The 12,840-nt window shown below is 66.6% G+C and carries 13 protein-coding genes; 8 read left to right on the top strand and 5 right to left on the bottom strand.

All coding sequences use genetic code 11. The features are described 5' to 3' along the window. Positions 1-46: 46 nt before the first annotated feature. From N0K08_RS12350 to N0K08_RS12330, 5 genes are all read right to left on the bottom strand, one after another. Entirely contained in the window at positions 47-1,912 is a 1,866-nt protein-coding gene (locus N0K08_RS12350; RefSeq protein WP_261500658.1) for a phosphoenolpyruvate carboxykinase (GTP), read from the bottom strand. A 361-nt stretch (positions 1,913-2,273) separates the two neighbouring features. Continuing rightward, entirely contained in the window at positions 2,274-2,420 is a 147-nt protein-coding gene (locus N0K08_RS12345; RefSeq protein WP_261500656.1) for a hypothetical protein, read from the bottom strand. Positions 2,421-2,611: 191 nt separating this feature from the next. Then, positions 2,612-3,811 (bottom strand): threonine ammonia-lyase, encoded by a 1,200-nt coding sequence (locus N0K08_RS12340; protein WP_261500655.1) that lies wholly within the window; start codon positions 3,809-3,811, stop codon positions 2,612-2,614. A 275-nt stretch (positions 3,812-4,086) separates the two neighbouring features. Next, a complete protein-coding gene (locus N0K08_RS12335; protein ID WP_315968000.1) occupies positions 4,087-5,271 on the bottom strand; it encodes a sensor histidine kinase in 1,185 nt (394 codons plus the stop codon). Continuing rightward, the gene (locus tag N0K08_RS12330) at positions 5,256-5,948 is read right to left on the bottom strand and encodes a response regulator (RefSeq protein ID WP_261500653.1); all 693 of its coding nucleotides are present in this window, start codon (positions 5,946-5,948) and stop codon (positions 5,256-5,258) included. The genes N0K08_RS12335 and N0K08_RS12330 overlap by 16 nt, the downstream gene beginning before the upstream one ends. A gap of 192 nt (positions 5,949-6,140) precedes the next feature. On the opposite strand from N0K08_RS12330, the gene N0K08_RS12325 reads away from it, so the two are divergent. From N0K08_RS12325 to N0K08_RS12290, 8 genes are all read left to right on the top strand, one after another. Next, complete coding sequence (locus tag N0K08_RS12325; RefSeq protein WP_261500652.1) at positions 6,141-7,529, top strand: TolC family protein; 1,389 nt, start codon at positions 6,141-6,143, stop codon at positions 7,527-7,529. After that, entirely contained in the window at positions 7,526-8,665 is a 1,140-nt protein-coding gene (locus tag N0K08_RS12320) for an ABC transporter permease (RefSeq protein WP_261500651.1), read from the top strand. The genes N0K08_RS12325 and N0K08_RS12320 overlap by 4 nt, the downstream gene beginning before the upstream one ends. 13 nt (positions 8,666-8,678) lie before the next feature. Continuing rightward, the gene (locus N0K08_RS12315; RefSeq protein WP_261500650.1) at positions 8,679-9,437 is read left to right on the top strand and encodes an ABC transporter ATP-binding protein; all 759 of its coding nucleotides are present in this window, start codon (positions 8,679-8,681) and stop codon (positions 9,435-9,437) included. 71 nt (positions 9,438-9,508) lie between these two features. Beyond that, positions 9,509-10,384, top strand: a complete 876-nt coding sequence (locus N0K08_RS12310; RefSeq protein WP_315968004.1) for an HlyD family secretion protein — start codon at positions 9,509-9,511, stop codon at positions 10,382-10,384. Further along, on the top strand, positions 10,377-11,093 hold the full coding sequence (locus N0K08_RS12305; protein WP_261500647.1) for an MtnX-like HAD-IB family phosphatase: 717 nt from the start codon (positions 10,377-10,379) through the stop codon (positions 11,091-11,093). Before N0K08_RS12310 ends, N0K08_RS12305 begins: the two co-directional genes overlap by 8 nt. Beyond that, on the top strand, positions 11,090-12,007 hold the full coding sequence (locus tag N0K08_RS12300; protein ID WP_261500646.1) for an alpha/beta hydrolase: 918 nt from the start codon (positions 11,090-11,092) through the stop codon (positions 12,005-12,007). The genes N0K08_RS12305 and N0K08_RS12300 overlap by 4 nt, the downstream gene beginning before the upstream one ends. Further along, positions 11,997-12,368 (top strand): EamA family transporter, encoded by a 372-nt coding sequence (locus N0K08_RS12295; RefSeq protein WP_261500645.1) that lies wholly within the window; start codon positions 11,997-11,999, stop codon positions 12,366-12,368. Before N0K08_RS12300 ends, N0K08_RS12295 begins: the two co-directional genes overlap by 11 nt. Next, entirely contained in the window at positions 12,365-12,838 is a 474-nt protein-coding gene (locus tag N0K08_RS12290) for a DMT family transporter (RefSeq protein WP_261500644.1), read from the top strand. The genes N0K08_RS12295 and N0K08_RS12290 overlap by 4 nt, the downstream gene beginning before the upstream one ends. Positions 12,839-12,840 lie beyond the last annotated feature (2 nt).

Genomic DNA, 12,840 nt, shown 5'->3' with positions numbered 1-12,840 from the left:
GCTTTGGGGGCGGGAACGGGGCGCGCCCGTTCCTGCGCGCGCGAACTTAGTCGTTCAGGCGCTTCTCGAGGGCGGCGCGGGTGGCCAGCAGTTCCTGGGGCAGCTTGTCGGCCAACTGGGTGAACAAGGCGTCATGCAATTGCAGCTCGTCTTGCCAGGCGGCCTTGTCGATGCTGGTCACGGTCTCGAACTGGTCGGCGCTGAAGTCCAGGCCTTGCCAGTTGATTTCCGCGTAGTTGGGCGCCACGCCCAGCAGGGTGTCCACGCCTTGGGCCTGGCCTTCGATGCGGTCGATCATCCACTTGAGCACGCGCATGTTTTCGCCGTAGCCGGGCCAGACGAACTTGCCAGCGGCGTCCTTGCGGAACCAGTTGGTGGTGTACAGGCGGGGCAGTTGCGCGCCCGTGGCCTGCAGCTTGGCACCCATGTTCAGCCAATGCTGGAAGTACTCGCTCATGTTGTAGCCCATGAAGGGCAGCATGGCGAAGGGATCGCGGCGCACCACGCCTTGGGCGCCGAAGGCGGCGGCCGTGGTTTCCGAGCCCATGGTGGCAGCCATGTAGACGCCTTCGGTCCAGTTGCGCGCTTCGGTCACCAGGGGCACGGTAGTCGAGCGGCGGCCGCCGAACATGAAGGCATCGATCTTCACGCCGGCCGGGTCGTCCCAGGCGGGATCGAGTGCCGGGTTGTTGGTGGCGGCCACGGTGAAGCGGGCATTGGGGTGGGCGGCCTTGGCGCCGGTTTCGCGCGCGATCTGCGGCGTCCAGTCCTTGCCTTGCCAGTCGATCAGGTGATCGGGCAGCTTGCCGCTGTCCTTTTCCATGCCTTCCCACCAGACGTCGCCGTCATCGGTCAGCGCGACGTTCGTGAAGATCACGTTCTTGTCGAGGCTGGCCATGCAGTTCGGGTTGGTGTGATAGTTGGTGCCCGGAGCCACGCCGAAGTAGCCGGCTTCGGGGTTGATGGCGCGCAGCGAGCCGTCGGCCTGGGGCTTGATCCAGGCGATGTCGTCGCCGATGGTGGTGACTTTCCAGCCTTCGAAGGCCGGAGGTGGCACCAGCATGGAGAAATTGGTCTTGCCGCAGGCCGAGGGGAAGGCGGCTGCCACGTGGTACTTGGTGCCGTCGGGCTTGGCCACGCCCAGGATCAGCATGTGTTCGGCCAGCCAGCCCTGGTCGCGGCCCATGGTCGAAGCGATGCGCAGCGCAAAGCACTTCTTGCCCAGCAGGGCGTTGCCGCCGTAGCCCGAGCCGTAGGACCAGATTTCGCGCGTTTCGGGGTAATGCACGATGTACTTGGTTTTGCTGCAAGGCCAGCTGGTGGTGTCCTTCTCGCCGGCGGCCAGGGGCGCGCCCACGGTGTGCATGCAGGGCACGAAGTCGCCATCGGCGCCGATGACGTCGTACACGGCCTTGCCCATGCGCGTCATGATCTTCATGTTGACGGCCACATAGGCGCTGTCGGAGAGTTCCACGCCGACATGGGCGATGGGCGAGCCCAGCGGGCCCATGGAGAACGGCACGACGTACATGGTGCGACCGGCCATGCAGCCGTCGAACAGCGGCTGCAGCGTGTTGCGCATTTCGGCCGGGGCCATCCAGTTATTGGTCGCGCCGGCGTCGGCCTTTTGTTCGCTGCAGATGTAGGTGCGGTCTTCCACGCGCGCCACGTCCGACGGATCGGACCAGGCCAGGTAGCTGCCCGGGCGCTTGGCGGGGTTCAGCGGCTTGAAGGTGCCGGCTTCCACCAGCTTCTGGCACAGCGCGTCGTACTCTTCTTGCGAGCCGTCGCACCAGTGGATGCTGGCGGGCTTGCACAGGGCAGCCATTTCGCCGACCCAGGCAATGAGGCGGGCGTTCTTGACGTAAGCGGGGGCCTGGAGAGTCAGGCCGTGCAGGGCAGGGGCGTTCATCGCGGAGCTTTCTTGAATTGAAAAAACGGTTTTTTCAAAGACAGTGCAGCGCCGCGCAAGCGGCATGGCAGCCTTTGAGAAAACGGGTTTTTTCACAGTCTGAAGGCAGCGCAGCAAGCAGGCTGACCTGGCGGTCGGCGTCATGCCAAACCGACTGGGAGCCGCCATTCTAGGGAGATGACGTGGCTTTGTGTCAAGCAACAGCCAAAAAACTATGCAATATATGTATCGCCACATGCATCTTGTGTAATTGATTTGCATAAAAAACAGGCAAAAAAAAGCCCCGCATGCGGGGCTTTGGGCGGCTGCCAGAGAGCGGCCAGGCGCGGCCGGCTGGGCGTGGCTGGCTAGGCGCGGCCGGCTAGGCCAGGGTCACGGCAATGAAGGCCAGCAGGAACATCAGCACGGCGCCGACAAGCGGCAGCACGACTGGAATGTAGGGGAGGACCGCCTCGGTCGAGTCCAGGGGGTGCTCATCGACAGCGGGTGGCGTAGGGGAAGAGGACATGGCGCAAAAGCTCCCGTGAATGGATCAAGAGGTCGGCAATGCCATTATTTTAGGCAATTGGGGTCTGAATCGGCCCTGGGGTAAGCGATAGGAGTCTCAAGGTTCCGTGGCGCTCGCAACGCCTGCTGTCTATGAAACTGGCGTGCCCCAGCAAAGGGGCGGCGCGCCAGCGGCTCAGGGGGTGCTCCATTTCACACGCGTTGGGCTTCCATGCCCTGCGCGCGCAGGCTGGCCAGCACCTGCTCCACATGCGGCTGGTTGCGGGTTTGCAGCACGCATTCGATTTCCACATTCTGCGCGGCCAGCATGGTGAATGCACGCTGGTGGTGCACTTCCTCGATGTTGGCACCGGCGTCGGCCACGGTGGCGGTGATGCGCGCCAGCACGCCGGGCACGTCGCGTGCGCTGACGCGGATGCGCGCCAGCCGGCCCGAGCGCACCATGCCGCGCTCGATGATGGCGGCCAGCAGCAGGGGGTCGATGTTGCCGCCCGACAGCACCAGGCCGACTTTCTTGCCGGCAAAGCGCGGGGCGTAGCGCAGCATGGCCGCCAGGCCCGCGGCGCCCGCGCCTTCGACCAGGGTTTTCTCGATTTCCAGCAGCATCAGCACGGCTTGCTCGATATCGCCTTCGTCCACCAGCAGCAGGTCGTCGACCAGGGCGCGCACCACGGGCTCGGTCAACACACCGGGCGTGGCCACGGCAATGCCTTCGGCAATGGTCGACTGGCCCATGGGCAGATCGCTGCCCTGGATGGCGTTGACCATCGACGGAAAGCGCTGGGTCTGCACGCCGATGATTTCTATGTCGGGTTTGATGGCCTTGGCGGCCGTGGCCACGCCGGCGATCAGCCCGCCGCCGCCGATGGCCACCACCAGCATGTCCAGATCGGGCTGGGCCTGCAGCATTTCCAGGGCCAGCGTGCCCTGGCCCGCGGCCACGGCTTCGTCGTCGTAGGGGTGGACAAACACCAGGCTCTGGAGCTGGGCGAGTTCACGCGCATGGGCGCGGGCTTCGTCCAGCGTGTCGCCGTGCAGCACGACCTCGGCCCCAAAGCCGCGGGTGCGCTCGACTTTCACGTCCGGCGTGAAGCGCGGCATGACGATCACCGCGCGCAGACCCAGCCGCTGCGCATGGTAGGCCACGCCCTGGGCATGGTTGCCGGCGCTCATGGCGATCACGCCGCGCGCGCGTTCCTCGGGCGTGAGCTGGGCCAGCTTGTTGCAGGCGCCGCGCTCCTTGAACGAGGCCGTGAACTGCAGGTTCTCGAACTTGAGAAAGACCTGCGCGCCGACGATTTGCGAAAGCGTGCGCGATTCCACGCAAGGGGTCTCCAGGATGTGGCCCTGGATGCGCTGGGCGGCGCGCTGGATGTCGTGAAGGCTGAGCATGTGCGATTGTGGCCAGAGATGGCCGTATGCGCGAGGCCGCGGGGAAAACCTGGACAGGCGCGCAGGCTTTGCCGTTGCAGAGGGCGCAAGGGCAACGCCGCGATCGCCGACGAGGGGAGGCATTTTCCAGCGCTCGCATCGCCCACTGCCCACGCAACTGGCGCGCCCCAACAAGGGGACACCAAGCAAGGGCCGCCCCGCAGCGATGGTGTCGTCCCCCTCCACCGAAGGTTGAGAGGGGGAAGCGGCGTCAGCCGCTCAGGGGGTGCTCCATTTCAAGCCACCGGAAACCGCAACGTAAAACAGGTTCCGCCACGCGCCGAGCTCGTCACGGCGACTGCGCCGCCTTGGGCGATGGTGAGCGCCTTGACGATGGACAGGCCCAGGCCCGAGCCTTCGCTGCGCCGCTTGCCCGGGAGCTGGGAAAAGCGCTGAAAGGGAAACTGCTGCAACTCCGCCGGCAGGCCGGGCCCGGCATCGCTGATGCGCAGCACCACGCTGTCCGGGCCGTTTTCGGGATTCTCGCGGCGCAGCTGCATGCCCAGCCAGCCGCCCTGACTGGCATGGCGCACCGCGTTGCTGATCAGGTTGGAGATGATCTGGCGCATCCGGTCCGGGTCGGCCTTGATGTCCGCCCAATCCTGTTCGGACGCATCTTCATCCAGCGTGGGGAGGTCCAGTTCCAGCACCATCTGGTTGGCGTCCAGCTGTGGCTGGTAGTGGGGAATGATGTCGCTGACCAGCGCGATCATGTCCACCCGCCGCTTGACCAGCGACAGCTGGTCGGCATCGGCCATGGACAGGGTGTGAAGATCGCCGACCAGGCGGCCCAGGTGCTGCACCTGGTGCAGCAGGGTGGAGAACTCCGCCTTGTCGGCGGTGATCACGCCGTCGCAGATGGCGTGCAGGCGGGCCTGCAGCACCGTGATGGGCGTGCGCAGTTCGTGCGAGACGGACGCTGCCGTGGCCCGTCGCTCGTACTCCAGGCCTTCCAGCGCGTCGACCATGCGGTTGAAGGTGGTCACCATGTCGGCCATTTCGCCATGTGCGGCGCCGATGGTGGCCCGGGCGCTGAAATCCCCTTGCTCCACGCGCACGGCCACTTCGGCCATGGAGGCCAGCGGGCGGGTGATCAGCCGCGAAATCCAGAACCCTATGCCCAGGCCGAAAGGCAGGCAGATCAGCAGGCCTATGGTCAGGGACCAGCGCTCGCCGAACAGCAGGTCGTTGCGCCAGTACTGGTTGTAGATTTCCATGGCCCGCGAGCTGTTGCCAAGGTCCTTGGCTTCAAGGACGTCGAGCTCGGAGCGCAGGGGTTGCGGCAGGTTGTCGTAGAAACTCTTGTACTGCCATTCGGCAAAAAGAATCACGCCCGCGGCCATGATGGCAATGGTTGCCAGCAGGGCCGCTGACATCCAAACGCCGAAGCGGACCCAGATGCGGTCTAGTTGCCTGGCCATAGACGATAGCCGATGCCGCGCACGGTTTCTATCATCCCCTCCTGTCCGGCCAACTGCAGCTTGCGCCGCAGCTTGGATAGGTGGGAGTCGATCACCCGCTCCAGCGCATCGCTTTCGGGCAGGCAGTTGTCGATCAGGTGGGTGCGGGAAAAACAGCGCCGGGGTTGGGACGCGAGGCAGGCCAGCAACCGGAACTCGGTGAGGGTCAGCGACAGCAGCACGGGATGGCCCGCGGTGTCATAGACGATGGCGCTGTGTGCCTGGGGGTCGATCTCGATCTGGCCGACCCGGATCGGGGCATCCTGGGCTTTGCCGTTCTGTACCTGCGTGCGTCGCAGCACGGCGCGAATTCTGGCCACCACTTCGGGTGGGTTGAAAGGTTTGGAGACGTAGTCATCCGCACCCAGGCGCAAGGCCAGCAGCTTGTCCACATCATCGACCATGGCCGAGACCATGATCACGGGGGTCTGCCCCTCGTCGCGGATGGACCGCAGCACATCCAGTCCATCCATGCCGGGCAGGCTGATGTCGAGCAGGACGATATCCGGGCGCAACTGGCGAAACAACTGCAGGGCCTGCGTCCCATCCTGTGCGATCTGCGCGCGCAGACCATCGCGTTCCAGATAGGCCGTGAGGATGCTGGCGATATGGGGCTCATCTTCCACGATGAGGGCCATGGGCTTCTTCATTGCTACCGCCGGGCCCGCTGGCCGCACAACGCTCTCCATATTGTCTCCATAAATCCTGCAATGTTGCGCAAGCTTGTTGTGGCGCAATGGACTACGCCTTGTGCCCATTTTTGCACCATCCCTGTCGATCCGGTGTCGACTGTCTTAACTCATTCTTGCGTGAATACTACTCCGACTGCGATGTTCCGCCTCTGTGCCTGCCTGCTGCCTGCAGCCGGGCTGCTGGCCGGGTGCGCGGCGCCTGAGCCCGTGGCGCTGGACTCGCGCACCCCCTCCGCCTGGACCCAGGCCGCACCCCAGGGGGCGGCCCCGCAGCTGCGGGCCTGGTGGCAGGTCTGGAACGATGCGGCGTTGAATGCCCTGGTCGATGAGGCCATGGCCACGAACCTGGACCTGGGCCAGGCCGAGCACCGTCTGCGCCAGCAGCGCCTGCTGTCTGGCGCGGCCGACAAGGCCTACCTGCCGGAGTTCAAAGGCAACATCCGCACCTTGCAGGATGTGGCGGCGACGGACTCCTACTTTCACGCCAGCATAGACATGGGCTGGGATCTGGGGCTGTTTGGCGCCACCGAGTCCCAGAGCCAGATCAGCGCTGCCGAGCAGCTGGATGCGCAGGCCCGGTTGCAGGCCGTGCGCGTGGCCATCGTGGCCGATGTGGTCCACCGCTATCTCGATATCCAGATGGCCCGGCGCCAGCGTCAGCTGCTGGCCCAGCTCGCTACGCTGGACCAGCGTGCCGTGCAACTGGCCCAGGTGCGCGAGCAGCAGCGCCTGGGCGGCTCCGAAGCGACGGTGCAGCTGCGCATCCAGGCGGCGCAAGCCCAGGTCCAGCAGGCCGAGCTGCAGCAGGCCCAGGCCCAGGCGGCGCATGGACTGGCCGTGCTGCTGGGGCGCGACCGCCCGGCGCCGCAGTGGCTGGCCGTGGACGGTCCGGCGCCGCTGCCGGCGGTGGCCGCCCTGCCGTTTAGCCAGATGCCGGCCGATCTGCTGCGCACACGTCCCGACATCCAGCAGGCCGAAGCCCAGGTGGCTCGGGCCGGGGGCGAAGCCGGCTTGGCGCGTTCGGCGCTGTATCCGCGCTTTGTGCTGCAAGGCTCCTTGCTGTATTCCTACAACATCACGGGCAACCGCCGCGTGGCGTCGGGCAGCCTGCCGGTGTTCGGGCCGCTGATCGATATTCCGCTGTTTGACTGGGGCCGCCGCAAGGCCCAGGCGGATGCCAGCCAGGAGGCGCTGCAGGCGGCGACGCTGGCGTACCGCAAGACCGTGGTGGAGGCGGTGGCCGAAGTCGAGTCGGCGCTGGCGGCCTTGACGGCCCAGCAGACACGCCATGCCTTGCTGTCCCAGGTGCAAGGCCTGTTGCAGGCGCGCGCGGTGGCCGATGGCAAGCGCCAGCAACTGGGTCTGTCCAGCGAATACACCGGCTTGACGACGCAGCGCGACGCGCTGATCAACCAGTCCGCGGAGATCACGGCCCAGGCCGCGCACGCCCTGGCCTATGTGGCCTTGTACAAGGCCCTGGGCGGAGCCCCCGTGCCGGCGCTGCAAGACCAGGAAGGCCGGTCATGATCGCCTTGGCGCGCAAGACCCTGGTGCATGAGTGGCGGCGCTTTGTGCCGTCCATCTTTGCCGTGGGTTTTTCCGGCGTGCTGCTGGCCATGCAGGCGGCGCTGGTGCTGGGAATTTTCAGTTCGGCCGCGATTTACGTCACGGCATCTTCCGCCGATCTGTGGGTGACCTATCCCGGCACGCAAAGCGTGAACTTTGGCCGCATGCTGGGCGAGGATGTGGAGATGCATCTGCGCATGGACCCGGATGTGGCGGCCGTCGAGCCCTATGTCTGGGTGGATGGCGACTGGCGTGGGCGGCAGACGGCGAACAAGTCGGGCCTGTCGGTGTATCTGTCCGGCATTTCCACGGATGCCCAGGCCATGATGTTTTCGCAGCTGCTGCAGCCCCGGCACCGCCTGCGCCTGCGCGAGCCGGGCGCGGTGATTGTGGACCGCGCCGACCTGGCGACGCTGGGCGTCGGTCCGGGCGACCGGGCCTGGATCAACCACCATCCGGTGCGGGTGGTGGCGGCCATCGACGGCTTGCGCGGCCTGGGCGGGGTGAATGTGCTGGCCTCGCTGGCGACGGCGCGGGAGATCGCCGGCCCGGACGCAGCCCATGGCAGCACGTATTTTCTGGCCAAGCTGGCGCCGAACGCCTCGGCCGCCGAAGTCCAGCAACGCCTGCGCGACAACGGCAGCAGCTTCGGGCCCTTTGAAGTCTGGACGGCGCAGGCCTTTTCACGCCAGTCGCAGCGGTACTGGATGCTGGACACCGGCGCGGGCGCCGGCGTGCTGTTCATGGCCATCATCGTGTGTCTGGTGGGGGCCGTGGTGACCAGCCAGTCGCTCAAGACCGTGGTGCTGGGTTCGGCGCGCGAATACGCCACGCTCAATGCCCTGGGCGTGAGCCGGGGCGCGCTCAGCCGGGTGGTGATCGAGCAGGCCTGCTGGATTGGCGGACTGGGCTTTGTGGTGGCCGTCGGCGCCAGTGCGCTGCTGCTGGCCGTGGCCACGGCCTACCGCGTACCGGTGGCCATGAATGGCACGGCCGTGCTGGCTTGCGCCTTGCTGCTGGTGGTGCTGGCCTTGCTGTCCGGTCTGGGTGCGGTGCGCAGCCTGCTGCGGGCAGATCCCGCGGCCTTGTTGCGTTGAGAAAGAGACCGCCATGACCATGCATTCTTCCTTGACGCCCACGCTGGCTGTCCCGCGCTCGGAGCCCAGTCTGGAGGCCGTGCGCCTGTCCCGCTCTTTCTGTTCGGGCGTGGTCAGCGTGCAGGTGTTGCAAGGGCTGTCCATCAGCCTCTACCCCGGTGAGCTGAGCCTGATTTCGGGCCCCTCGGGCTGCGGCAAAAGCACGCTGCTGTCCCTGCTGTCGGGCCTGCAGCAGCCCGACAGCGGTCAGGCCCTGGCCCTGGGCGAAGACCTGAGCCGGCTGAGCGTGCGGGCGCTGGAGAAATTCCGTCTGCGCTATACCGGCTTTGTGTTCCAGGGCTTCAATTTGTTTCCGGCCCTGACGGCGCTGGAGCAGGTCCAGCTGGTCCTGGGCTATATGGGCATGGATGCCAAGAGCAGCCTGCGCCGCGCGCAGGATGCCCTGGACGAGGTGGGCATGTCCCACCGCGCCCACATGCGCCCGGCACAGCTGTCGGGTGGCGAAAAACAGCGCGTGGCCATCGCCCGCGCCATGGCCAAGGCGCCACAACTGCTGTTTGCCGACGAGCCCACCAGTGCCCTGGATGCGGAAAGCGGCCAGCGGGTGATCGACATCCTGCATGCGACCGCCAGAGTCCATGGGACGACGGTGCTGTGCGTGAGCCATGACCCGCGCCTGGTGCGGCACGCCGATCGCGTGCTGTCCATGGAAGACGGAGTGATCCGCAATGAATGGCGTCAGCCCGCGAGCCCCCAAGGAATGATTGCATGACTTTTTCAGTGAAGAACTTCGCCCTGCGCCTGGCGCAGCCTGCCGCACCGCGCTGGGGCCTGGGTGCCGCCATGCTGGCCTGTGTCTGGCTGTCGGCTTGCAGCCCTTCGGGCCGCGAGGCCTCAGCCGAGCCGGTGCAGGCCAGCCCCAAGGCACCGCGTGCGCTGGCGCTGGCCCGCGGCAAGGTGGATGTGGAAGGCGGCCTGCTGGTGCTGCCGGCCGGCGCCGAAGGCGTGGTCCAGCAGCTGAAGGTGAAAGATGGCCAGCGCGTGCAGGCCGGTCAGGTCCTGCTGCGTCTGGGCGATGCCGCGGCCCAGGCCGATGTCGCGGTGGCCGAATCGGAGGAGCAGCTGGCACAGGCGCGGCTCGCCGCCCGGACGGCGCGCCTGCCGGTGCTGCAGCAAACCTTGACGCGCTGGCAGACCGCGGCCAAGCAGGGCGCTGCCGATGGGCAGCAGGTGGAAGAGGCCGCACAGGCGCTGCGCGATGCGCAGTCGGAACAGGCGATTGCCAAGGCCGAAGTGCAGGTGGCCCAGCGCAAGCAGGCCCAGCTGCGCGCGCTGCTCACTCGCCAGGAGCTGCGTGCTCCCGAGGCCGGCACCGTGGTGCGCGTGCAAAGCCATGTGGGCGCCCATGTCGCGCCCGGCACGCCGACGGTGGTGCTACTGCCCGAGCGGGCCTTGATCGTGCGCGCCGAACTCAATGAATCCTTTGCCTCCGCGGTGCGCGAAGGCATGCCGGCGACGGTGGTGATCGACGGCGATGCGGGTGCGGCCCAGCGTCTGCCGGCGGCCAAGGTGCTGCGCATCAGCCCGGTGTTCGGGGTGGGGCAGCTGCAGGAGGACACGCAGCGCGGTCCGGTGCGGGTGATCGAATGCGTGCTGGTGTTTGACCAGCCGCCTGTGGCCCGCGTGGGCCAGAACGTAAGGGTGACTTTCCATGAATAAGCGCATACCGTTGACCGCCGCAGCCGCGGGCTGGATGGTGCAAAGTGATTTCGACGGCACGATCAGCGTGCTGGACGTGACCGATACCCTGCTCAACCGCTTTGGCATGCCGGGGTGGCAGGCGCTGGAAGAGGCCTGGGAGCGCGGCGACATCGGTTCACGCGAATGCATGAAGGGCCAGGTGGCCTTGCTGGACATGAGCGAGGCCGAGCTGCGTGCCCATCTCGACGGCATCGCCATCGACCCGGATTTCGTGGCCTTCGTGGCGGCGGCCCAGGCCCAGGGAGTGAAAGTGCAGGTGGTCAGCGACGGCATCGATTACGCCATCCGCCATGTGCTGACGCGCCACGGTCTGGGACATCTGGAAGTGATTGCCAATCGGCTGGTGCCGGCCGGCGAACGCCGCTGGCGGCTGGAGTCGCCCTGGGCCAGCGCGCATTGCGCGCGGGCCAGCGGCAACTGCAAGTGCGAGCGCCTGGCCGAGCAGCAGGCGCTGCACGGACGCGTGCTGTACGTGGGCGACAGCACTTCGGATTTCTGTGTCTCGGGCAAGGCCGATTTTGTGCTCGCCAAGTACAAGCTGATTGCCCATTGCGAGGCGCAGGCAATACCCCATGCACCGTTTGAGAATTTTGCGCAGGCCACCCGCCTGCTGAACGAGGTGGTGCGCGGCGTGCCCGCACCCCAGCTTGTGGAGACGATGGAATGAGTTTGGAAAGTCCTGGTGAAGACCTCGCCAGCGAAGTGCAGGCGCTGGAGCTTGCGGCGCGGAGCATCTGCGTGACGGAGCATGAATTTCTGCTGCCGGGCCAGGGGCCGCAGGCGCGCACGGGCGTGCTGCTGGTGCACGGCATGACGGGTACGCCCAATGAAATGCGGCTGCTGGCCAAGGGCTTGAACAAGCAAGGCTTCACGGTGTATGCGGTGCAGCTGGCGGGCCATTGCGGCACGATGCAGGACCTGGTCGCCACGCGCTGGGGCGACTGGCTGGCCAGCGTCGAGGCGGGGCTGGACAGGCTGGCGGCGCATGTCGACCGCGTGGTGGTCGGCGGACTGTCGATGGGTGCCGTGCTGGCGCTGGCCGTGGCGCAGCGCCGCCCGCAACAGGTGGCGGGCGTGTGTGCGCTGTCCACCACCTTCCGTTATGACGGCTGGAGCATTCCGGTCTATACCCGCCTGGCCTTCCTGCTGCCGCTGTTTCGCCTGCTGGGCATAGGCCGCAGCAGCGTGTTCATGGAGGCACCACCCTATGGCATCAAGGACGATGCGCTGCGCGCGCGCATCGTGGCGCAGATGCAGGGCGGCAACAGTGCCGAGGCCGGCCTGCCGGGCAACCCCTGGTGGTCCATCATCGAAATGCGGCGCCTGTCGGCCCATGTGCTGCCCCGCCTGGGCCAGGTCCAGGCGCCATGCCTGGTGGTCCATGCGCGTGAAGACGATATCTCCGCCATCTCGAACGCCCAGGACATCGTGCGCGGCGTGCAGCGCGCGCCGGTGGAGCTGGTGCTGCTGGACAACTGTTATCACATGATCACCATCGACCGCGAGCGGCGCACGGTGATCTCCCGCATGGCCGACTTCGTCGCCGGCATTGCGCAAAAGGCCGTGCCCCATGGGCAGTGAACTCACCCCCCTGGTCATCACGCTGTGGGTGCTGAACGTGATGGTCGACTGCGGCGGCCAGCTGGCCTTCAAGGCCGCGGCCATGGACCCGCGCGCCGGCGATGGCCTGGAGCGCTGGAAATTCATGGCGCGCCGGCCCTGGATGTGGGTCGGCATTGCCTGCTACCTGGTCGAATTCCTGTTGTGGCTGGCCTTTTTGTCGCTGGTGCCGCTGTCCGACGGCGTGCTGCTGGGCTCGATCAATATCGTGGCCGTGATGCTGGCCGGACGCGTGCTGTTCGCGGAAAGACTTTCGCCCATGCGCGTGACCGGCATCCTGCTGGTGTCCATCGGCGTGGCCATTGCGGGGTTCAAGGCATGAAGCGTTTCTATCTGGTTGGTTTCCTGCTGCTGATGGCTTTCGACACCCTGGCCCAGCTGAGTTTCAAGATGGCCGGCGACTCGGCCCTGCCGCTGGAGCTGTCGGGTGCCTGGCTGGCGCGGGTGTTCGGTCAGCCCTGGATCTACGGCGCCATCATCGGCTACATAGGCTCGTTCTTCAGCTGGATGACGCTGCTCAGGCATGCGCCCATAGGGCCGGCATTCGCGGCGTCGTATCTGGAAATCGTTTCGGTGCTGATCCTGTCGGTCTGGCTGTTCAACGAAACCGTGGGCTGGCCGCAGATCCTGGGCGCGGCCTTCATCATTGCCGGCATTGTGTGCCTGGCGTTCAGCGAAACCGCCGAAGCGCAGTTGCACGACGCCGTGGCGGACAACGCCGGCGGCAATCCCGGGGCCGGCTCGGCCACGGCCAGCGCCGCGCACCTGCTGGCGGCCGAGCCGCGGCACTGAGG

It is taken from the genome of Acidovorax bellezanensis (assembly GCF_025421555.1).
GTDB lineage: Bacteria > Pseudomonadota > Gammaproteobacteria > Burkholderiales > Burkholderiaceae_C > Comamonas > Comamonas bellezanensis.
This window is presented reverse-complemented; position numbering and strand designations above follow the sequence as displayed.